At 44.4% G+C, this 22,758-nt stretch carries 18 protein-coding genes; 7 read left to right on the top strand and 11 right to left on the bottom strand.

The features are described 5' to 3' along the window. The first annotated feature begins 250 nt into the window (after window positions 1-250). The 4 genes from CLV51_RS27625 (at window position 251) to CLV51_RS27610 (ending at window position 4,392) form a co-directional block, all read left to right on the top strand. Window positions 251-1,414, top strand: a complete 1,164-nt coding sequence (locus CLV51_RS27625; protein WP_106531353.1) for an acyltransferase family protein — start codon at window positions 251-253, stop codon at window positions 1,412-1,414. A gap of 240 nt (window positions 1,415-1,654) precedes the next feature. Continuing rightward, on the top strand, window positions 1,655-1,993 hold the full coding sequence (locus CLV51_RS27620; protein WP_106531352.1) for a YciI family protein: 339 nt from the start codon (window positions 1,655-1,657) through the stop codon (window positions 1,991-1,993). 12 nt (window positions 1,994-2,005) lie between these two features. Next, the gene (locus tag CLV51_RS27615) at window positions 2,006-3,253 is read left to right on the top strand and encodes an RNA polymerase sigma factor (RefSeq protein WP_211302139.1); all 1,248 of its coding nucleotides are present in this window, start codon (window positions 2,006-2,008) and stop codon (window positions 3,251-3,253) included. Window positions 3,254-3,312: 59 nt separating this feature from the next. Beyond that, entirely contained in the window at window positions 3,313-4,392 is a 1,080-nt protein-coding gene (locus CLV51_RS27610; RefSeq protein WP_106531351.1) for an alkene reductase, read from the top strand. Window positions 4,393-4,733: 341 nt separating this feature from the next. Here the strand turns inward: CLV51_RS27610 and CLV51_RS27605 are convergent, their stop codons facing one another. From CLV51_RS27605 to CLV51_RS27565, 10 genes are all read right to left on the bottom strand, one after another. Then, complete coding sequence (locus tag CLV51_RS27605; protein ID WP_106531350.1) at window positions 4,734-13,502, bottom strand: MBG domain-containing protein; 8,769 nt, start codon at window positions 13,500-13,502, stop codon at window positions 4,734-4,736. A 93-nt stretch (window positions 13,503-13,595) separates the two neighbouring features. Beyond that, window positions 13,596-14,738, bottom strand: a complete 1,143-nt coding sequence (locus CLV51_RS27600) for an ABC transporter substrate-binding protein (protein WP_106531349.1) — start codon at window positions 14,736-14,738, stop codon at window positions 13,596-13,598. Between the two features lie 19 nt (window positions 14,739-14,757). After that, the gene (locus CLV51_RS27595; protein ID WP_106531348.1) at window positions 14,758-15,321 is read right to left on the bottom strand and encodes a phage tail protein; all 564 of its coding nucleotides are present in this window, start codon (window positions 15,319-15,321) and stop codon (window positions 14,758-14,760) included. 38 nt (window positions 15,322-15,359) lie between these two features. Further along, the gene (locus tag CLV51_RS27590) at window positions 15,360-15,908 is read right to left on the bottom strand and encodes a phage tail protein (RefSeq protein ID WP_106531347.1); all 549 of its coding nucleotides are present in this window, start codon (window positions 15,906-15,908) and stop codon (window positions 15,360-15,362) included. 9 nt (window positions 15,909-15,917) lie between these two features. Further along, window positions 15,918-16,475, bottom strand: coding sequence for a phage tail protein (locus tag CLV51_RS27585; RefSeq protein WP_106531346.1), 558 nt, complete (start codon window positions 16,473-16,475; stop codon window positions 15,918-15,920). A gap of 337 nt (window positions 16,476-16,812) precedes the next feature. After that, on the bottom strand, window positions 16,813-17,115 hold the full coding sequence (locus CLV51_RS27580) for a hypothetical protein (RefSeq protein ID WP_106531345.1): 303 nt from the start codon (window positions 17,113-17,115) through the stop codon (window positions 16,813-16,815). Between the two features lie 42 nt (window positions 17,116-17,157). After that, window positions 17,158-18,051: an NAD(P)H-binding protein gene (locus CLV51_RS27575; protein WP_106531344.1), complete on the bottom strand. Its 894-nt coding sequence runs from the start codon at window positions 18,049-18,051 to the stop codon at window positions 17,158-17,160. 182 nt (window positions 18,052-18,233) lie between these two features. After that, complete coding sequence (locus tag CLV51_RS29980; protein WP_106531343.1) at window positions 18,234-18,632, bottom strand: RagB/SusD family nutrient uptake outer membrane protein; 399 nt, start codon at window positions 18,630-18,632, stop codon at window positions 18,234-18,236. Continuing rightward, window positions 18,581-18,784 carry a hypothetical protein gene (locus CLV51_RS29975; protein WP_146151395.1) on the bottom strand — a complete coding sequence of 68 codons (204 nt, stop codon included), beginning with the start codon at window positions 18,782-18,784 and terminating at the stop codon, window positions 18,581-18,583. Before CLV51_RS29975 ends, CLV51_RS29980 begins: the two co-directional genes overlap by 52 nt. An 89-nt stretch (window positions 18,785-18,873) precedes the next feature. After that, a complete protein-coding gene (locus tag CLV51_RS27565) occupies window positions 18,874-19,149 on the bottom strand; it encodes an RNA polymerase sigma factor (RefSeq protein WP_106531342.1) in 276 nt (91 codons plus the stop codon). Window positions 19,150-19,413: 264 nt separating this feature from the next. Here CLV51_RS27565 and CLV51_RS27560 point away from each other — a divergent pair, with 264 nt between their 5' ends. From CLV51_RS27560 to CLV51_RS27550, 3 genes are all read left to right on the top strand, one after another. Next, on the top strand, window positions 19,414-20,145 hold the full coding sequence (locus CLV51_RS27560) for a DUF92 domain-containing protein (protein ID WP_106531341.1): 732 nt from the start codon (window positions 19,414-19,416) through the stop codon (window positions 20,143-20,145). 97 nt (window positions 20,146-20,242) lie between these two features. Further along, window positions 20,243-21,625, top strand: a complete 1,383-nt coding sequence (gene mgtE, locus CLV51_RS27555; protein ID WP_245898980.1) for a magnesium transporter — start codon at window positions 20,243-20,245, stop codon at window positions 21,623-21,625. Between the two features lie 163 nt (window positions 21,626-21,788). Beyond that, window positions 21,789-22,190: a winged helix-turn-helix transcriptional regulator gene (locus CLV51_RS27550; protein WP_106531340.1), complete on the top strand. Its 402-nt coding sequence runs from the start codon at window positions 21,789-21,791 to the stop codon at window positions 22,188-22,190. A 116-nt stretch (window positions 22,191-22,306) separates the two neighbouring features. Here the strand turns inward: CLV51_RS27550 and CLV51_RS27545 are convergent, their stop codons facing one another. Continuing rightward, window positions 22,307-22,495, bottom strand: a complete 189-nt coding sequence (locus tag CLV51_RS27545) for a class I lanthipeptide (protein WP_106531339.1) — start codon at window positions 22,493-22,495, stop codon at window positions 22,307-22,309. Window positions 22,496-22,758: the final 263 nt, after the last annotated feature.

Genomic DNA, 22,758 nt, shown 5'->3' with positions numbered 1-22,758 from the left:
ACGAAAATAAGTAATTTTTTATTATGGAGGTAAAAAATCCTTAGCTAAGTAAAGAGCAGGTTGTGCAATATAAATTACCGGCAACGATAACATTTGATAAATTTTAAGCAGCTGGAGGATTTATAATTACCCAACGGAATTAATTTAAAAAAAAATTAATTTCATTTTTATTAGTTTGTATGCCGCATGCTGCCAAAATCATTTGGATTTATAAAATTAATCGTTTGATCTCTTCAACAATGAATCATTAATGAGCACATTAACAACATTTCCAGTGCAATCCGGAGAAGTATCTGCGGCAATAACCGGTGACGGTGAAAAGAGAGGCCGGCTTTACTCATTAGATGCCCTCCGGGGATTTGATATGTTCTGGATTATGGGCGGGGGCTCCATCTTCCACGAGGTGGCAAAAGCAACGGGGTCGCCTTTCTGGGGCGGGATAGCAGTACAGCTCGAGCATCCCGATTGGAATGGGTTCCATTTTTATGATCTCATTTTCCCGCTTTTCCTGTTTATGGCCGGCGTTTCAACGCCGTATTCTGTCGGTCGTGAGTTGGAGAAAGGCAAAAGCCGGAACTGGCTCCTATGGCGTGTGATAAAAAGGGGGTTGATCCTGGTGTTGCTGGGGATCATTTACAATAATGGCCTGCAACTGCAGCCTATCTCACAGATACGGTTTTGTAGTGTATTGGGCCGGATCGGCTTAGCTTATATGTTCGCCAATATCATTTATTTGTATACAAAGGAACGGACGCAAATGATCTGGTTCGCCAGGATCCTGGTAGCTTATTGGTTGCTGCTAAAGTTTACATCGGCGCCCGGGTTTTCACCAGGCGATCTTACCATGGAAGGGAATTTCGCATCGTACCTGGATCGCTGCATTGTTCCTGGTAAATTGTATCTGGGCATCCACGATCCGGAGGGATTTGCCTCTACCTTCCCGGCCATCAGCACCGCCATGTTGGGAATTCTTACCGGTAATTTATTACGGAACAGTACTATGCTCCCGGTAAAGAAAGTGGGTTTGATGGCTGTTACAGGAGTGGCTTTTTTGGTACTGGCACAGTTATGGAACCTCGACTTTCCCATCAATAAAAATCTGTGGACCAGTTCATTTGTCCTGCAGGTAGGAGGTATAAGCTTGTTGTTGCTCGCGCTTTTTTATTATGTTATTGATATTGCAGGATATAAAAGATGGGCATTCTTCTTTCGGGTTATTGGAATGAACTCTATCCTCATTTACATTTCCGCTCACTTTTTCGACTGGAATTATACCAATAACGTATTTTTTAAATGGCTTGGGCAGTTAATGGGCGATCCCTTTGGTGCAGTGGCGCTCTGTATCTCCCTCGTATTTTTAAAGTGGTTGTTCTTGTATTTTATGTATAAACAGAAGGTATTCCTGAAAGTTTAATCCAACAGTGTTTTATTTTTTTTAGTTATATCTGAATCTAATAATTGGACAATAATATTTCTATAGCCGGCTACTCCAGCCGGCTATTTTTGTTTTCAACAGCACCACACGTTATAGTTTGCCATTTGCTTTTGTACAATGATATTTGTTTAATTTACATACATCAAAAAAAATGGAAGTCATTTGTCCCCGTCCCGGACTTCCAATCGTTATTAGTACATAACAGTAAAACTTATAAAAATGAAAGAGTTCGTATTAATCTTCAGACTAAGCAACAATTCCGATGTGAAGCCCTCGCCTGAACAAATGCAGGAAAGGATGAATTGGCTGGGAAGCATTGCAGCCCAAAACAAACTGGCCGACAAAGGAAATACATTATCTCTTAGCAGCGCAAAAACCGTGAAACCCGATAATATAGTCACTGATGGCCCTTACACGGAAATAAAGGAGTTTATCAGTGGTTACGTGATTGTAAAAACTGCCAATATTGAAGAAGCAATTGAGTTCGCAAAAGCTAACCCCATCTTCAAAATTGGCGGCAGCGTGGAAGTAAGAGAAGTGATAAAACGCGATGAATAACAATTAGCGCTAATGGGAGAAAAGGCTACATCAAACAATGAGTTGCTACCTCACCTGTTCAGGTTGGAGTACGCCAAAATGACGGCTGTGCTGTGTCGTCATTTTGGTCTGCAACACATTGAAATTGCCGAAGACATTGCCAGTGAAACATTTTTAAAAGCAACGGAAGTGTGGGGCATAAATGGCATACCTGAAAACCCAACGGCCTGGCTTTATATGGTTGCTAAAAATAAAACCAAAGATTATCTCAAACGGCTTACGATTTTTGAAACACAGGTTAAAGGGGCCATTGAAGTGAGCGAATTTCAAGCTGAGCAGGACTTTGATTTTACACAGCAAACAATTACCGACAGCCAGTTGGCGATGATCTTTGCTGTTTGTAATCCAACCAACTCAACTGAAACACAAATCTGCCTGGCGCTTCAAATCCTTTGCGGGTTCAGTGTGGAAGAAATTGCTGATGCGTTTCTTTCAAAAAAGGAAACCATAAAAAAACGGCTGCTGAGAGCAAGGACAAACCTTCGCAACGATAATTTCCAAATTAAGTTATTGGAGAAAGCAGCGCTGCAGTCAAGGCATGATGCGGTTTTAAGGACCTTATACCTGTTGTTTAATGAGGGTTATTCTTCCAGGTCGAACAATCATTTAATACGAAAGGACCTTTGTTCAGAAGCTATCAGGCTTGCGCTTATTTTGATTGAAAACCCATTGACAAATACCACTAAAGCCAATGCATTGCTTGCTTTAATGTGTTTTCAAAGCTCAAGGCTTGATGCAAGGGCGAATGACGTGGGAGAGACTATTTTGTATGAACAGCAGGATAAAAACTTGTGGAGTAAGGAACTAATCGAAAAAGGTAATTATTATCTGGTTAATGCCTGTTCAGGAAACGAAATTTCAAAATACCATTTGGAAGCGGGCATTGCTTATTGGCATACTACCCCTACGGATAATAATAAATGGGGACATATTTTACACCTGTACAATCAGCTTATCCTGATGGAATATTCTCCAATAACAGCATTGAACAGGACATTTGCCTTCGCAAAAGTTTATGGAAACGAACAGGCAATAAAAGAAGCGGAAAAACTAAACCTGAGTGAAATTAATTATTACTATGCTTTACTTGGCTATTTATATGCAGATATAGACGTTGATAAAGCTATCGCTCATTACAACAGCGCCATAAACCTGACAAAGTCCATATCAGAAAAGAAAACCCTGACGAAAGAAATGGAACGGCTTCAATCTAAAGGTTGATAGCGTGCTTTAAAGATGAGTCCGGGCTGATTTTTCTATCTCAACAAAATAAAAACAATATGACAACATTTTTTGAGCCATTAAAAACCGAAAGCTTTGCATTAAAAAACCGGATAGTGATGGCGCCGATGACCAGAGGTCGTGCAGATGATGCGGGTAACCAATCGGATATTGCAGCAGCATATTACGCCCAACGCGCTTCCGCAGGCCTGTTGATTACAGAAGCGGTCAACATTTCGTCAATGACAAAAGCTAATGATAACACCCCCGGAATATACACCTCCGAACAAATCGAAAGCTGGAAAACCGTGACCGATGCGGTTCACAAAAAAGGGGGTAAAATATTTATGCAGCTCTATCACACCGGGCGGCTTTCCTTGCCCGATTTTCTGCCTGGAAATGCGCAGCCTGTTTCGGCAAGCGCCATTGCTGCAAAATGGCAAAATTATACCAAGGATGGATTGAAGGATTTAGTAGCGCCGCGCGAATTGACCACTGAAGAAATCAAACAAACCATCAATGATTTTGCAACTGCAGCGAAAAACGCGATAGCAGCCGGGTTTGATGGTGTGGAGCTGCATGCTGCATACGGCTATCTTATTCATCAGTTTTTAGGCACCAATTCAAATTTACGAACCGACGAATATGGTGGAAGTGATGAAAAACGAGCGAGATTTTTGTTTGAAACCGTAGATGCAATTACTGCGGGTATCGGTTCGGAAAGAGTAGGCATAAGACTTTCACCCAGCGTTCCCCTTCACGATATGGAGGATGCCAATGCAAAAGAGTTTTATCCATATATCGTCAACGAATTAAACAGCCGGAACCTGGCCTATCTCCATGTTGCCCTTGCTGTTCCACCTGCAATAAACATTGATTGGCACGAATTCCTGCGCCCGGTTTATAAAGGCATCTATTTTGCCAACGGTGGTTTTACAAAAGAATCCGGTGAAGCATTACTGGCAAAAGACGGAGCCGATGCCATTGTATATGGTAAGCTGTTTATCGCTAATCCCGATTTGCCGGAAAGGTTCGAAAAAAATGCCGCGCTTAATACACCCGATCCATCTACTTTTTACACGCCCGGCGAAAGAGGCTACACAGATTATCCGCGCCTGGAACAATTGGTGACAGTGTGAAATAATGTGAATTTCGGGTTTTGCTAAATACTGCTTAATATGTGCGACATATTGATGTACACCAGAGGGGATACTGGCGTTTTATAAGGCCTGCGCAGTGCGCAGGTCTTCTTTTTATATAGATAATTATTGCAGTGTTTTTCTGAGAAACAATGATGCCTCCAGTTGAGTAGTCTTCGCTTCTGGTAATATTACACTCATTTATAGATGATCATTTGCCTTAAAACTATTTGCCGCCATCCCAATACCCGGCAAAACGCTGAAGGTATTGAAATGACGGCAAATGTTTCAATGACGGAAAATGCTAGCTGAACAGGTTCAGTTTAAAAGTTCCGCTGTGCTTAATTTTCACGGATGACGGTAATAAATCCTTTGAATTGCGGTTTATTATTACCCAGATCTATGATATAGTAATAAGTACCTTCTGCCAGCGGGTGACCGTTTACAGTGCCATTCCAGTTGTTGTTATAGCTGCGTTGGTGATATATCATACGCCCTGAACGATCAAATACCTTTACTTCATTCTGCGGGTACATGTCAATATTCTTTACGATCCAGAGGTCGTTTTTACCATCGCCATTAGGAGTAAGGATATTGGTGGCTTCCAGCTTATAGTCTTCTTTTACCGTGATAGTGATTTCTTTGGTAACGCTGCAACCGGCAATGCTGGTGATGGTTACCTGGTAAGTAGTAGTTGTTGCCGGACGGGCCATCGTTGTTGCTGTAGCCGGGTCGCTCACCCCTGCAGCAGGATCCCATGCATAGGTGTTGCCACCGGAAGCGATGAGTCTTACCGTTTCTCCCTTACTGATAGTAGTATTGCCGTTCACCTGTACATTTCCGACAGGCAATGGATTTACAGTTACGCTTACAGCTGCTGAGCTAATGCTGAAGTTGTTATTATAGATGGCTTTTACTGTATAGCTGCCACTTTCAGTTACTGTCAGTGATCCGCTGGCTGCTCCTGGTATCAGGATGTTGTTGCGATACCATTCATAAGCAGGAGCGGTAGTGGACTGTAATGTTACCGTATTGCCTTCGCATATGATGAGGTTGCCCTGAGCAGTGATCACTGGTGCGCTCCAGGCGGTTACCTGTATCGTTTGTATAACTGTTTGCGCTGGCTCGTAGTTGTTGTCACCAGCTTGTGAAACGCTGATATGAACGGTGCCTGCTACTCCTATGTGAGCGGTATTACCATTGAGGCTGATCACCTGCGTGTTGTCGGTGGTAAAGGTAACCGGTAGTCCGGAATTGCTGGTGGCAGTAAGCATGAAATCAGGATCTCCCTGGTTCTTATTACCTATAGCGCTGAATATGATTTGCTGTGTGGCACGTGCAATATTCAGCTGACCATCTGCATAGGTAATGATATAATTACTACTGGTTAAACCTGCCGGAGTAATGATATAAATGCCTGCATTTACGGCTCCCTGTGAGTTGCCGGTGTAAGTGATACTGCCGTTCAGTTTCGTAGCATCATCTCCGTTAACAAACCCGTTAAAGTCCGCACCGTTGCCACCTGTATAGGCAGTGCCGGTATAGGTACGTGTATCATTTTTGGCTTTAACTGTCAGCGTAGTCTTGTTAACACTAAATGTTTGTGTGGCTTGTGTCGCCGCTGAGTAGTTGCTGTTACCTGGCTGGTTAGCTGCGATGGTTATGCTGCCTGCGCCGGTAATAGTAACTGTGTTGCCGCTGATAGTTGCTGGTCCGCTCACCACACTGTAAGTAACAGGCAGTGCGCTGCTGCTGGTAGCATTGAGCGCAAACGCTGCATCTCCATATGTTTTATTGGAGATAGCCGGGAAGGTGATGGTTTGTGCTGTCAGTGCAACCGTTAATGTACCGTTGACGGTGGTGAAGGTATAATTAGCCGCATTTAAGGTATTCACCGTAACGGTGATCGGATAACTACCCACCCCGCTGCTGTTATTTGCGATGGTGTTGAGTACCGGTGTACCACTTACTACGCTGCTATTATCGCTGTTTACAAAACCGGTGATGGTATAAGTAAGTGCCGGATTATTAGTGCCGTATATTTTCTGTTGATCATCAGCTTTTACCGTCAGGGTAGCAGGAGCTACCAGGAAGGCGTTGCTGACAGGCGTTGCTGCGTTGTAGTTAGCATCACCAGGTTGTGTTGCTGTTACGGTAACATTGCCTGCACCGGTGATGGTGAGGGTGTTGCCGCTGATAGTAGCAGGACCCGATGTAACCGTGTATGTTATTGGTAACCCTGCATCACTGGTGGCGTTGAGCGTAAATGGCGCATTGCCGTATGTTTTGCCGGATAAAGGAGCAAAGGTGATTGTTTGTGCCGCCTGCGTAATGCTGATGGAACCATTTACAAAGCTGAACGAATAATTGGCTGCGTTCAGGTTACCCGCACTCACTGTGATAGGATAAATGGCTGGTACGCTGTTGCTGACAGCAGTCGTATTGATGGCAGCAGTGCCGCTTACTACACTACTATTGTCTGCATTTACAAAACCGGTAATGGTATAGTCAAGCGTAGGATTAGCCTGCAGATAAACCTTTGTTTTATTATTAGCGGTTACGGTCAGCGTAGCCTTGTTAACGCTGAATGTTTGTGTGGACTGTGGCGCCGCTGAGTAGTTGCTGTTACCTGCCTGGTCAGCTGCGATAGTTACGCTGCCTGCGCCGGTGATGGTAACTGTGTTGCCGCTGATAGTTGCTGGTCCGCTTACCACACTGTAAGTAACAGGTAGTCCGCTGTTGCTGGTAGCATTGAGCGCAAACGCTGCATCTCCATATGTTTTATTGGAGATAGCCGGGAAGGTGATGGTCTGTGCTGTCAGTGCAACTGTTAATGTACCGTTGACGGTGGTGAAGGTATAATTAGCCGCATTTAATGTGCCCGTTGTAACGGTGATCGGATAATTACCTACTATGCTGCTGTTATTTGCGATGGTATTGAGTACCGGTGTACCACTTACTACGCTGCTGTTATCGCTGTTTACAAAACCGGTGATGGTGTAAGTAAGTGCCGGATTATTTGCGCCGTATATTTTCTGCAGATCATCAGCTTTTACCGTCAGGGTAGCAGGGGCTACCAGGAAGGCGTTGCTGACAGGCGTAGCTGCGTTGTAGTTGGCATCACCAGGTTGTGTTGCTGTTACGGTAACATTGCCTGCACCGGTGATGGTGAGGGTGTTGCCGCTGATTGTAGCAGGACCCGATGTAACCGTGTACGTTACTGGTAAGCCTGCATCACTGGTGGCGTTGAGCGCAAATGGCGCATTGCCGTATGTTTTGCCGGATAAAGGAGCAAAAGTGATTGTTTGTACTGCCTGTGTAATGCTGATGGAACCATTTACAAAGCTGAACGAATAATTGGCTGCACTCAGGTTACCCGCACTCACTGTAATAGGATAGGTGCCTGGTGCGCTGTTGATGGCAGCTGTTGTATTGATGGTAGCAGTGCCGCTTACTACGCTGTTATTGTCTGCATTTACAAAACCGATAATGGTATAATCAAGCGTAGGATTAGCCTGCAGATAAACCTTTGTTTTATTATTAGCGGTTACGGTCAGCGTAGCCTTGTTAACGCTGAATGTTTGCGTGGACTGTGGCGCTGCTGAGTGGTTGCTGTTACCTGCCTGGTCAGCTGCGATGGTTACACTACCTGTGCCGGTAATGGTAACCGTGTTGCCGCTGATAGTTGCTGGTCCGCTTACCACACTGTAAGTAACAGGCAGTGCGCTGTTGCTGGTAGCATTGAGCGCAAACGCTGCATCTCCATATGTTTTATTGGAGATAGCCGGGAAGGTGATGGTTTGTGCTGCCAGTCCAACCGTTAATGTACCGTTGGCAGTGGTGAAGGTATAATTAGCCGCATTTAATGTGCCCGTTGTAACGGTGATCGGATAATTACCTACTATGCTGCTGTTATTTGCGATGGTATTGAGTACTGGTGTACCACTTACTACACTGCTGTTATCGCTGTTTACAAAACCGGTAATGGTGTAAGTAAGTGCCGGATTATTTGCGCCGTATATTTTCTGCAGATCATCAGCTTTCACCGTCAGGGTAGCAGGAGCTACCAGGAAGGAATTGCTGACAGGCGTTGCTGCGTTGTAGTTAGCATCACCAGGTTGTGTTGCTGTTACGGTAAGATTGCCTGCACCGGTGATGGTGAGGGTGTTGCCGCTGATAGTAGCAGGACCCGATGTAACCGTGTACGTTACTGGTAAGCCTGCATCACTGGTAGCGTTGAGCGTAACCGGCGCATTGCCGTATGTTTTGCCGGATAAAGGAGCAAAGGTGATTGTTTGTGCTGCCTGCGTAATGCTGATGGAACCATTTACAAAGCTGAAGGAATAATTGGCAGCGCTCAGGTTACCTGCACTCACTGTGATAGGATAGGTGCCTGGTGCGCTGTTGCTGACAGCAGTCGTATTGATGGTAGCAGTGCCGCTTACTACGCTGCTATTGTCTGCATTTACAAAACCGGTAATGGTATAGTCAAGCGTAGGATTAGCCTGCAGGTAAGCTTTTGTTTTATTATTAGCGGTTATGGTCAGCGTAGCCTTGTTAATGCTGAATGTTTGTGTGGACTGTGGCGCTGCCGAGTAGTTGCTATTACCTGCCTGGTCAGCTGCGATGGTTACACTACCTGTGCCGGTAATAGTAACTGTGTTGCCGCTGATAGTTGCCGGTCCGCTCACCACACTATAAGTAACAGGCAGTGCGCTGCTGCTGGTAGCATTGAGCGCAAACGCTGCATCTCCATATGTTTTATTGGAGATAGCCGGGAAGGTGATGGTTTGTGCTGCCAGTCCAACCGTTAATGTACCATTGGCAGTGGTGAAGGTATAATTAGCCGCATTTAATGTGCCCGTTGTAACGGTGATCGGATAATTACCCACCACACTGCTGTTATCTGCGATGGTGTTGAGTACCGGTGTACCGCTTACTACGCTGCTGTTATCGCTGTTTACAAAACCAGTGATGGTATAAGTAAGTGCCGGATTATTTGCGCCGTATACTTTCTGTTGATCATCAGCTTTTACCGTCAGGGTAGCAGGAGCTACCAGGAAGGAGTTGCTGACAGGCGTAGCTGCGTTGTAGTTGGCATCACCAGGTTGTGTTGCTGTTACGGTAACATTGCCTGTACCGGTGATGGTGAGGGTGTTGCCGCTGATTGTAGCAGGACCCGATGTAACCGTGTACGTTACGGGTAAGCCTGCATCACTGGTGGCGTTGAGCGTAACTGGCGCATTGCCGTATGTTTTGCCGGATAAAGGAGCAAAGGTGATTGTTTGTGTTGCCTGCGTAATGTTGATGGAACCATTTACAAAGCTGAATAAGTAATTGGCTGCACTCAGGTTACCCGCACTCACTGTAATAGGATAGGTGCCTGGTGCGCTGTTGCTGACAGCAGTCGTATTGATGGTAGCAGTGCCGCTTACTACGCTGCTATTGTCTGCATTTACAAAACCGGTAATGGTATAATCGAGCGCAGGATTAGCCTGCAGATAAGCTTTTGTTTTATTATTAGCGGTTACGGTCAGCGTAGCCTTGTTAACGTTGAATGTTTGCGTGGCCTGCGGCGCCGGGGTATGACCACCATCTCCGGCCTGATCGGCTGTTATGGTTACACTGCCGGTACCGGTGAAAGTAAGCGTATTGCCACTGATAGTAGCTGGTCCGCTTGTTACATTGTAGGTAACAGGTAAACCACTGCTGCTGTTAGCATTGAGCGTAACCGGTGCATCTCCGTATGTTTTATCGGATACTATCGGGAAGTTGATGGTCTGCGGTGCTGTGAGTACGGACAAACTTCCATTAGCAGGGAGTAAAGTGTAATTAGCAGCACTCAGGGAACCCAGGTTGGTAATGGTGATCGGGTAATTACCTGGCATGCTGTTGATATCGGCGGTGGTGCTGAGTGTTGGCGTACCAATTACCACACTGTTATCTTCACCATTAACAAGTCCGCTATAAGTATAAGTAAGTACCGGGTTATTTTGTCCAAATAACCTTTGTTTATCGTCAGGTTTTATTATCAGCATCGCCTTCGTGACAGAAAATCCTCTTAAAACGGGTGTAGCCGCATTGTAATTAGGATCTCCGCTTTGTTGGGCGGTAACAGTGATGCTGCCTGCACCTGTAATGGTGAGGATGTTGCCGCTAATGGTAGCCGGACCTATTATCGAGTAAGTAATTGGCAGACCTCCATCGCTGGTAGCACCAGGATCAAAAGGAGCACTTCCGTATGCCTTAGTGGTGAGATTGGGGAAGGTGATGGTCTGTGCTGCTTTGACAACGATCAGATTACCGTTCGTGAAACTGAACGAATAATTAGCTGCACTTAACGTACCAATGCTTACCAATATCGGATATGCACCTACGTTACTGTTAATGTCTGCTGTAGTGCTGATGTCTGGTATGTTGCTTACTACGCTGCTATTATCTCCGTTCACAAATCCGGTAATGGTATAATCAAGCACCGGGTTGGGTTGCTTATATGGCTTGCTTTTATCATTACCAGCTACTATGAGCACTGCTTTGGCAACAGTGAAAGTTTGACTCACCTGAGCTGCTGCAGCATGATTACCATCTCCCGGTTGATTAGCAGTAATCGTTACATCACCGGCGCCGGTGATGGTAAGGGTATTACCGCTAACAGTAGCCGGCCCGGAAACAACATTGTAAACGATAGCCACTCCTGCGTCGGTATTGAGCGGCAGTGTCAGCGGAGCTGCACCGTAAGTAACGTTGGTTGGAGCAGTGAAAGTGATTGTTTGCGGCTGTGGTGTAATGGTTAATGTACCATTTGCTCCGGACAACGAGTAATTAGCTGCACTGGCGCCGCTTACATCAGTTGTAATAGCATAGGTACCAGCAGGGCTGCCTGCATTACCGCCGTAAGTGGCATTTATTGTGCCGGTGATAACACTTGCATCCTCACTATTTACAAATCCGCTGTAAGTGAATGTAGCAGCCGGATTGGCAGTGCTGTACGGTCGGCTTACATCGTTGGCTGTTACCAGCAGGGCCTTTTTATTTACAGTAATGGTTCGTGTTACAGGAGTTGCTGCCAGGTAACTGCTGGTAGCTGCAGCATTGGCTGTGACCACGGCAGTGCCGACGCCGACAGCTTTGATTTTGTTGCCAATCACCTGTGCTACTGCTGTATTACCGGATGTATAGGTAATAGTGGCATCTCCGGTAGTAGTCGCCTGCGGATCAATGTTTACATCACCATAGATAGCAGTTGAAAAAGCAGGGAAGGTAATTGTTTGCGATTGTGCCTGTAGTTCAAATGCGCCCAGGTCAATAACAGTATTGCTGATGCGTGGTTGGCCGGCAAGATCCGATGTTCCGGCCTGCGCTGCATAGCCGGTATTGTTTGTTTGCGGATCGCCTTTATTGATAGCGAAGTTGCCCGGCGTTAACCGCAGGTCACCGGTGTTGGAGTTTGTAAACTGCACAGGCAGCGTACTTTGCTGGCTGCCGGAACTGGTGTAATACTGATCACTCAGAATGGTATAATTAATGCCGGTGGTAGTACCGGAGAAGTAAGTATCCTTGGAACTATTAGCAGAGGTATTACCTGATATGATACTGTTGTATGCAGTAAAGGTGCCTCCGGTCGTTGCTACACCAGCGCCTTCAGTAGCTGCATTGTTGCCGCTGATAGTAACGTTGGTAAGCTTTAGTGTACTGTTGGACTGAAAGATAGCACCGCCCTGTAGCCCGCTTCGGTTACCAAAGAAAGTACAGTTGGTTAGCTCTATAGTACCAAGGCCATTAAAGGACGCAGCGCCTCCGCTTGAGGGAGCTGAATTACCATAAAATCGTGTATTTGTAATCTTTGCATTGCCATTTGAGCTGTAGATGCCGCCGCCCTGGAATGGGGATGCTCCACCAGTAATAATTACACCATCGAGCAGCGTCAGAGGACCGGTATTGATGAACTTGACCAGCGTATAGCTGTTGGTGCCAGCTATGTCGGACGCTTTTATTACCACACCGGCGGTGTTCACATCATTGCCCTGTAGGTCTCCGGAGAGGATCACCGGGTTGGCAGCAATGTTGCGTGCGGCAACTGTTAGCTCATTGCCCGCAAAACCGCCATAAACAGCGACATTGAAGGGAATTGAAAAGGTGAAGTTCGGATTAAGGTTGGCAGTAGGCTTGTAAACGCCTTTAGCCACCCATATTTGGGTGATGCTGTTGAGTGGATCAGCAGCAGCAATGAGTGCATCACGTAACTCAGGCAAGGGAGAGGTCCAGTTGTGGCCATCGCCAGGTGTGGCAGACTGGTTATTTACATATACAATACCGCTTGCATCCGGATTGACTATTGTCAGGTTGCAGGGCAGTGCTTTTTTCAGGTCATAGGAAATTGGGATGATTGAGGAGAGGGTATTATCCATGCCCCAATAGGTTGTATTCTGGAGATGCTTACGCAGTTGATCAGAAGAGCCGATTTGGATATCGCACAAATACCTTGCGTTTACCGCATTTATACTGGGGAAGTTAAGGACAGCAGTCGTCGCCGGCATTACAGACTGGGAAGAGGTGAAATCGCATGAACCCAGAGATAAATCCCAGAAATTCCTGTTCACATTGATACCCGCTATCAGCGTAGGGCTATTAATATTCCCGGTGAAAGCAAACAGCTGATCACCGGCAAGGCCAAGACTGATATATGCCTTAGTGCCTGCTGATGCGGTGCTGACAGTTGGGGTTCCGGTTTGAATATATCCGATGGAGGCTGTAGGTCCATATTTACAGAAGATGAGCACCTGTTGACCGGCACGTATAACAGTATTACCGGACGACCAGGTGATAACACCATCTGTTTGCGAACCCGTACCTGCTGCACAAGAGAGCGACTGAAAGCCGCTACCGGTCCATCCCAGGTCTGTAAAGTTAATGAGCGTATTGGCCGGGCAATCACGTAGCATGACAAACGAAAAAACATCATTTTGCGTGACGCCATTGGTGTTGTCATCAAATATGTTGATCCCGGTAAACACCAGGTCGCCCGCGCCGATGGCCTGCGCCTGCACGCATTGCGAAATACTGGTGAGCAATAGCAGGGATATTACTGTCCTGAGTAAAGTTAACTTCATATAGGGGGGAAGTCTTTGGTATAAGAAATATATAAGTATACACCCTGTTTTTCAGGATGATAAATTATTTTAAATTACCTTACCGGGCCTTGTTTAGGCGCAGAGGTAGGTGTTGATCCAGCCGGAAGATACGCCCTGTATCTTCTCATTCACAATCTCCTGCCAGATCTGCGCAGTGTTATCTGTTCCTCCGATTATTTCGGGCTCAAACGCCTCGTTAGTTTGCACCAGCCATGCGGGGGCAATCATGTGGTGCGTAGCAGTGTCCATGCAAAGGGAGCCGCGCGGGCTATCCAGCGTAACATCGCTGAGTGCTGCCAGTATATCCCTTGCTTTGAAGTGGTGTATGTTTGCGGTATTGAAAATATGTTCCAGTATAATAGCGGTATCCCACCCGTGCATACCGGGGAGGTTGGCTTCGCGGCCAGTGTGACTTTGGAACTGTGTCTTCAGCAGTTGATTAGCATTGTTATGGAGAGATGATATCCATGGTACGTATCCGCTGATACGGAATGGCAATTTCAGTGCGCCATGCACTGCAGTTAAGCTTTCATCCAGCAACATAGGGCTGCCGAATAGCTGTAAGCCGGGTGTTACATCAGCATCCTGCAGTTGTTGAAGAAAACAATGCGCCAGGTCGCCGTTGAAAAGTGCCAGCAACGTTTGTACGTGCGCGTTAGTCCGCAGAAAATCATGCAGCGGAGCGGAGTTGAATTCTTTCACTTTGTATTGGCCCACGAAGTTATAAGCAACGTTGCCGCCGTTATCCATATATGACTGTACCAGGGCATGATTATGTGAATAACCGCCATCGTAGAACGAGGTACATACAGCAGCATTCTTTGAAATATCAGCTGCATAACGACCGGTAAGTCTGCAATGAATGATGTTGTTAAGCGTGTGTGACAGCACTGTAGGATGAGGTTCCCAGTCGTGCATATATTTAGCACCATTGTGTACTACCAGCACCAGGCGGTTCAATGGTTTTGCCAGGGCTGCTATTTTGCTCACCGCTTCCTGGTCTGCATATACTACCAATACATCCACCTGTTTTTCCAGCAGCATCTTTTCTGCCTGTTCCAGCATCATATCTGCATCTGTACCAAATTCAATATTGGCTGTTAGCAATTCCGCACTTACCTGCCGGTATTGCAGGTAAGCCTGCATGCCTTGCAGGAAATCGTGATGCAAAAGGGGATGAAATGTGGATCTTGGTAAAAGTGCTCCTATCTTCATATTGGTTGGTCCTGAATCATTAAGCTGACGGGAATATGCCGAACAGGGAAATAATAAAATTGACGACAAGGTAAGGCTGCATGTTCTCTATAGGTTGACCATTTCCGGAGGGTTGCACTGTCATCATCGTGTTAATGTCTGATGGGTTTACCAGTAGTGGGGCCAGGCGTTTAGTACCATTTGGGGCGCTACTATATGTCTGTGTTCCATTGGTAATGGCGTAGTAATTGTTATCAGGTGTTGCCAACGTACCGGGGTTTTCACCCAACATAGGCATATACACCGGTCCGGAAACAAGATGGGAGTGCGGTGGAAGATTGTTGGGCGAAAGCGTTACTGTTTCCGTACCATCAATTTGGGCCTGTGCATAGGGAATACCCATATTTGTACCGGGGTGTAAAGGTACTCTTCCCCGCAGGTCCGGCAGGTTAAAGGTATTTATACCGTCACCTCCATAAGTAGTGCCTATCAGGTTGAACAGCGTATCGTAATCTGAAATGGGAAGCGTCTGCCCCTGGCAGAACATCCATCCTACCGGTTCAAAGTTTCCTGCGAATATTCTTATTTCTCCTACAAAAGGCATTGGTAAAATTGTTTTAATATTATCTTATCATTTGGTTGTTAGGTCCTCGCAGGAAATGTTCCTTTCAAAGAGATCAGGAATAATATTGTCAGGTACGGTTGCATGTTGTTTACCGGTACTGGCGAGGCGCTAGGCATTGCCTGTATAGCTGTATTTATGGGCATTGTACCAGCTCCGGCAACAGTATCATACAGTAGTGCGGCACCATTGCCTGGATAATTGCCTACAGGATTGATAGTGTTACTTACGTCTCCTGCCGGTAGCGATAATTGCCGCGTCTTAATGATGTGTGTATGCGAAGGCATTTCATTTACGGATAAAGTAACCGTTTCAACACCACCGGTCATACCAAGATCCCGCTGGCTCATGCCCGGTCCTTGCCCGGTGCCAATAGGTACCATTCCTGCCATATTGGGCAGCGCAAAATTAGCTCTTCCATCTCCGCCATAGGTAGTGCCCAGCAATGAGAAAAGTGCCGTGTTCTGAGATATCGGGAGTAGTTGCCCGTTACATTCGGTAAAATTTATAGGGGCAAAATTAAAAGGAACCATTATAATTTCACCAACAAAAGCTTCATCAGCTGACATAGGGATATATTAATTTCGTGAAGGGAAGACACCCGTCAGGGCAATAATGAAATTGATGCCCAGGTAAGGCATTATATTATTAAAGGGAATCCCTGTGGACACACTGTTTTCTGTTTTAAGCGGACCGTTCTGCGGATCAGTTACGAGTGCATCTACCTGCATAACTTTCATCTGATCATCGGCCTTGTTGCTGTAGTTGGGGGCAACGGTTACTGCGGGAAATGCATTAACAGGTGAGGCAGTAGTAGCTGCACCTGCCGTTTGCATTTTAAGCGTAGCAGTTACTGCGTGCCCATGCTGCGGCATAGTTGATGTATCGATGGTAGTGAAATATGAGCCTCCCTTTTCTCCCAAAGTATGCCCATTACCCTGATGCATAGGGATGCGCCCCTGGAAATTCGGTAACCCAAAATTAATTCTTCCGTCACCGCCATAGGTAGTGCCCAATAAAGAAAATAATGCCTGATTTTGATTGATCGGTAGTATTTGCCCGTTGCAAAGTGAATAATATTTCGGTGCAAAATTAAAGGACACCATAACTATTTCTGACAGGAAGGGAGTAGCCATCTATATATACTTAGTGTGTTATAGGGGATAAAATAATAATAGCGCGCTTGAAAATTGGAGTAAAAGTATATTATATTTTTTTGCGACGCAACATTATTTATTCCGGGGAACAAAAAATCAGGGGGCTGCCTTGCAGAAAGTGCCTATGATCCTGAGAATGACCGGGAACTGAAGATATGGTATATCAATGACTTGCACAGGTAAATCACCCTACTAACGTAAACGCACCTATTAAAATGATCCGTGCCAGGAATAAAGCAGGCTACCTGGTTGCCGCCAAACGCAGAAAAATTATCCCTTCAGGGATAATTTTTCTGCGTTTGGTAGTTTTTTGAAATTATGCTGATAACATATTATAAAACCCAATTCCCTCCATCACGGTAACAACAGGTGCTTCATCGCATCTTTCTTTTATAGAAAGCTGGAACTTTTTGAAGGCCGGTAAGGTTAGTAAAGGATTGTTGTCTTCCATAAAATGCGCAATATGCATATAGCTAACCCCATCTGCCAATTTATAAATTGAGTATTGAAAATCAACAGGCTGGGATGCATGTAGCTCCTGTAATATCTCCCTGCTCAGCTCATCATTTTGCTGTACTTTTTCTGCCTTTACTTTGTAATGAACAATTACTTTTTTCATGATTTTTTTTCTTTTATCTCTCTGAAATATTTTTTATAAAAACTAATGCTGCTGATAAACAAATGCAAACTCTTTGGCGAAATCTGCAAAGCTTATTTTGCCGGAAGCATGCTGCTTATTTTTATAGTAGTCATCAAACAGTGTCCCATTTCTTAAAGCAATGCCTATTTCTACTACATAAACGGATGCCATTTGTTCCGTTAAGCCACTTTGCATCAACCCTTGTAATAATTCTTCGTCAGAAAAACCAACCCAGGCCAAATTTGGCTGGTCAATGGCATGACCTAATATGGCCGCTATTTCCCCGCCATTTTTTTCATCACTCGCTATGTAGCGGACATTCTTTCCTGTAAAAGAAAGTGTATCCAACGCCTCGGCAGCAGCTGCTGCAATATCCTCCGGATGCGACAGCACCATATTAACCGAAGCATCAAAATTATTTCCAATGATATTTTGATGTTTTATCATTTGCATAGCACCAAAGAAGTTGGTATAAAACATACCCGGACGAAGATGCAACACATGCGTATCCTTCAACTCATCTAATTTTTTTTCAACGTAATAGTTGGCACTGGTGGGTCCAAGGCCGTCGGGAATGTGAGCGCCGATGCTACTCAGGTTCACAACGTACCGGACACCTGTTTGCTCAATGGCTTTGGCGTAACCCGCACCCACTGTTTTCATATACGCACGGATATCTGTTGCAGCATAGTTAGGCGGTATCATAATATAAACTGCGTCTGCCTTGTTAAAAGCCTGCAGCAGAAAATCGTGGTCCTCCACCGACCCGATAGCAGGTATCGCATTTAATTGTTCAATAGCTTTCACTCTTTCGGGACTATGACTAACAACGGTTACGTTATGACCTTTTGCGGTTAATTTTTCTGTTAGCTTTTGGCTGATATTGCCCAGCGACCCTGTAATTGTAATGTTCATAATAACTGTTTTAAATTTTCTTTCACAAAAGTAAGAGAGTGCTTACTTTTATACAAGTACTTACCCTAAAGTAAGTACTTGTGATTAAGGTAAAGGAAAGGGCAGTTATCAGGTAAACAGTTGAAGAATGTCTTGTAATGTATATAATGGGAAAGGTCGATGGGTGGGCGATATGAGGATGTTCAACTGGTAGTCCATTGATTCTTTTTGGCGCCTTTAGGTTTCCAGCCAGTGAGCAGTTGACCACCAGCTCCCCAACGCAGTATATCATCATGGCGGAAACCTTCGCAGGCCAGTTCAATGCGTCTTTCACGTCGCACCTCATTGATAATAGGGCTCAGTGAAGGAAACTTCCAGTTAGGATCTGGCGTGATAGCACCCATTACTAAGTTGGGCATTCCAACCCGCTGGCGGAGTTTATTGATACTGAGGTCTATATCTCCCTGGTTAATAATACCCAGTTCAGCTTTTGCTTCTGCATAGTTCAGTAATACTTCTGCATAACGGAAAAGGATCAACGCAGTTGTACCTACATCACCGGCATATTGCTGGTTGTAATCCGGGTTGTGACCCTTGTACACCTGGTAGCCGGCTTGCCTTCATTGGCAGAAGAAAAAGTAGGCAACATGAAATACATGTTGGCAGCGCCTCCCGGCTGATTATTCGTAACCAGGTGTACATTATCATTTACATACATTGTTTGCGCCAGGCGGGGATCCCTTCCACGTACCACGGTGGTAAGTGAATCATCTCCTTTATAAAGCGGACTTGCAGCAATCGGTAATCCGTCAGCGCAAAGATAGTCGTCTACCAGGCCTTTGGTTAAACCAATTGCCTGTTTTTTCCTGCACGGATATAATTCGCAATTTTAAAACGGGTAGCAGCTTTGAGATAATGTTTTAAAGAAATGATCTGTACTTCGCTGCGGTGTTGCCATAACCAGGTGAAAACCTCCTGTATCACGTCCATGGCTTCTTCCTGGTTCCTGAGTATATAAAAGGCGTGTTTAAATAGTTCGGGCCAGTAGCGTGTATAGATGGTATCAAAAGCAAGGACATTACCTTCTTTTAAAAGATGCAAAAGTTCACTGTCTTCCATTGTGGCTCAACCGGACATTATTCTCTATTTTAATAGCAGATACTTACAGGAAATATACCAAACGGCTCTTTCATTGTTCAAATCAGTGCGTGCCTGTTGATGGTATTTACATATCATTGTTAATACACAATATAATCACTATTTGTAAAAAGCGCATGTATTTTACAATCAAATATTGTGAGAATTTTAGCATATGCCAATCCGGTGTACCTTTTTTCCTGATGCCTGATAATTGAAATATTTATATAGCTTCGCTGGTCATATATGCATACTATATCTATTACGGAATTACTGATACTGCTGCTGTTACTGATCACCATGATGGTGGTCTGCATAAAAACAGGGAAACTATCTTTTCCGGCGGCGCTGGCCGCAGGATTGACAGGTGTACTGGTATTTGCCGGCGCCGGTTATACAGGCATCGCCCTGCTGGGTGCTTTTTTTGTGATGGGAGTGGTGGCTACTGCGCACAAAAAGGCGCTGAAAGCAAAGATCACTTCCGACGGGCGTCATCCTGAAAAAAGAAAAGCCAGCCAGGTATTTGCTAATGGCGGTGTGGCCGCAATAACGGCGCTGCTGGCAATCGCTGATCCTGGTCACAAAGCCGTTTATACAGTGATGTTAGCTGCCAGCCTGGCCGCCGCAGCTGCTGATACCCTGTCGTCTGAATTAGGGATGGTATATGGTAGTAATTGTTTTAATATTTTAACTTTCAAAAAAGAACCCAAAGGTCTGGATGGTGTTATCAGCATAGAAGGCACTTTAATGGGAGCAGCCGGGGCATTGGTGATAGCAATTATCTACGCTTTTGCAAACGGCTTTAACCGCAATGGTGTTTTTATTTTACTCGCAGGTATCATCGGAAATTTTGTAGATTCCATACTGGGAGCATCTTTAGAAAGAAAACATTATATCGGCAATGATGTGGTGAATTTCCTGAATACACTGTTTGCTGCGTTGGTAGCATGGGTGTTTTATATAAGTTATTTCAGATAAATTTTCGACCACAAGGTATTATAAAGATTTAATCAGATCTTAAGCTTCAATAAGCGCTGAAAACCATTAAATTGTAGCAGTTTTAATCCCCTGGGCAATGATGAATTTAAAAGAAATAAGCAAAAAAATCAGGAACGGAGACTTTAGTAGTCTGCTTGGTCTTAGCAATGGCAACAAAAGAGTCCACCCGGCGGAAGTGGCGAGAATGCTGGCTTCTGTTTCTACAGATAAATCTGTAGAAGGCTTTATGTCTTTGCCATTGAATAAACAAACGGAGGTCTTCGCTTATCTCGACAGTCCTCTGCAAAAGAGAATTATCAGCACCTTAAATAATACAAAGGCTGCGTATATCCTGAATGAACTTAGTTCAGATGACCGCATTGCTTTCTATTCCTCCTTAACAGGCGTGCAAAGGTCTGCTTATCTGGAGTTCCTGGACGAAAAGAATAAAGAGGTTATTCATAACGTATTAGGCTATCCTAAAAATAGTGTAGCAAGACTGATTAATACCGATTTTGCGACTATCGACCCTGATATTACTATTGCTCAGGCAAACGAACATTTAAGAAAATATCATAGAGATACCGAAGCGGCTAATGTAATTTATGTTGTAGACAAAGACGGAAAACTGGTAGACGATATTCCGATCAGAAGATTTGTATTAAATGATCCTGAAAAAAAAATTTCAGATATCCTGGACGGCTTTTGTGTATCTCTTAAGATGACGGATAAAAAAGAAGATGCCGTAGCTAAATTCAAAGAATACGATAGGGTTGTTTTACCTGTTATTAATACAGATAATATCTTGTTGGGTGTTTTAACCGTTGATGATGTGCTGGATGTAGCAGAACAAAGAGATACAAAAGAAATTCAGAACTTTGGTGGTGTGGAAGGACTGGATTACCCTTACGTTAAAACAGGTTTCTTCTCCCTTATTAAAAAGAGAGCCACCTGGCTGATTGTGCTCTTTATTGGCGAAATGCTGACAGCAACCGCCATGGGGTATTTCGATAAAGAAATTTCAAAGGCAGTTGTACTGGCTTTATTTGTTCCATTAATTATTTCGAGTGGTGGTAACAGCGGCTCCCAGGCGGCAACGCTCATCATCCGTGCTATGGCTTTAAAAGAATTGACGATAAGGAACTGGTGGTTTGTAATGCGCAGAGAGATCCTGTCGGGATTAACGCTGGGATTCATCCTGGGTGCTATCGGCTTTGTAAGAATTGCCGTTTGGCAAAACCTCCATTTTTATGAGTATGGTAGTCATTGGTTCCTGTTAGCACTCACCATTTTCTTCTCATTAATTGGTATCGTTATGTGGGGAACACTGAGCGGCTCTATGATTCCTATTATCTTAAAGAAAGTAAGATTAGACCCTGCCACTTCATCTGCTCCACTGGTAGCAACATTGGTGGATGTTACCGGGCTGGTTATTTATTTTTCAATTGCAGCCATCATATTAAAAGGAACATTGCTCTAATCTGAACATACAACTCAATAATGAAAGCCTCGTGCATCCCGGGATGCACGAGGCTTTCTGTTACAGGTAAATTCCCCGTCTGCAATAACTGTTTTAATTTTTCTTTGGTAAAAATAGATTAGTGCTTACTTTTGTATGTGTACTCACTCAAAAGTACGTATCTATGGCCAAGGTAAAAGAGAGTTCAACTATTCAGGCAAATAAGAAGGCAGCATTTGAAGAATGCCCTGTAACATATGTAATGGAAAAGATCGGTGGGTATTGGAAACCCATCATATTATTTCATTTATTATCAGGCAGCAAACGATACAGCGACTTAAGAAAAGCAATCCCCGACATCACCGAAAAAATGCTGATCCAGCACCTGAAACAACTGGAAGCCGATAAGCTGGTAGCCCGGAAAGCCAAACCAGTAGTGCCTCCCCATGTTACTTACAATCTTACTGACTCCGGTCTGGGGTTAAAATCTGTTTTGTTAGCGATGGCAATATGGGCAGTTGAAGACAGCAAAGAAAATGCAGCAACATTCTCCAGGAATTTAAAAAACTTTCCTGGTATAGGTTGATTTTGTGTTGATAGGAGAGGTGCAGTGCTGAGCAGGATTATTAATATTTTACACGGTATAAAGCAGGAAAGCCTTCAATCCATTGGATTTGAAGGCTTTCCTGTATTCTTTATCTTTTAAGGTATGCAGGCTATTATTATGCTTTCACAATTTACTTCCATGCTGGGACATAATTGCCGGGTAGGACAACGAGGTGCTGAAGTTAATAGCTGACCACCTTGTAACATGTTTTGCTGGGCAGGGCTAAGCGTTGCAATTTTAATTTTACCAAGTTTGAGTTTTCCTGGTTGTTGCTTTTTTTTCATGATTTTGTTGGATTTTTAAATTTAATTTATGTGGGAGCACCTGATCATCAATCAATCGTTTTCGGAATAAACAGCCTTTTTATAGTATTATATCAAGTGCATGGAGCTTTTGGTTGTGATGAAGGGTATTCTTAAAATTAAGTAGTTCCTGGTTTTCAAATCAGGTCATTATCATAGGATGGAAAACTCACGTTAACGACTATTTGTTCCAGTGCCTGTAAACGATTTTAAGTAAGTATGAATAACATTTCATAGGATTGTAT

Source organism: Chitinophaga niastensis, assembly GCF_003014755.1.
In the GTDB taxonomy this organism is placed as follows: Bacteria; Bacteroidota; Bacteroidia; order Chitinophagales; family Chitinophagaceae; genus Chitinophaga; species Chitinophaga niastensis.
Note: the sequence above shows the minus strand (reverse complement) of the source record. Positions and strands in the feature narration are given on the sequence as shown.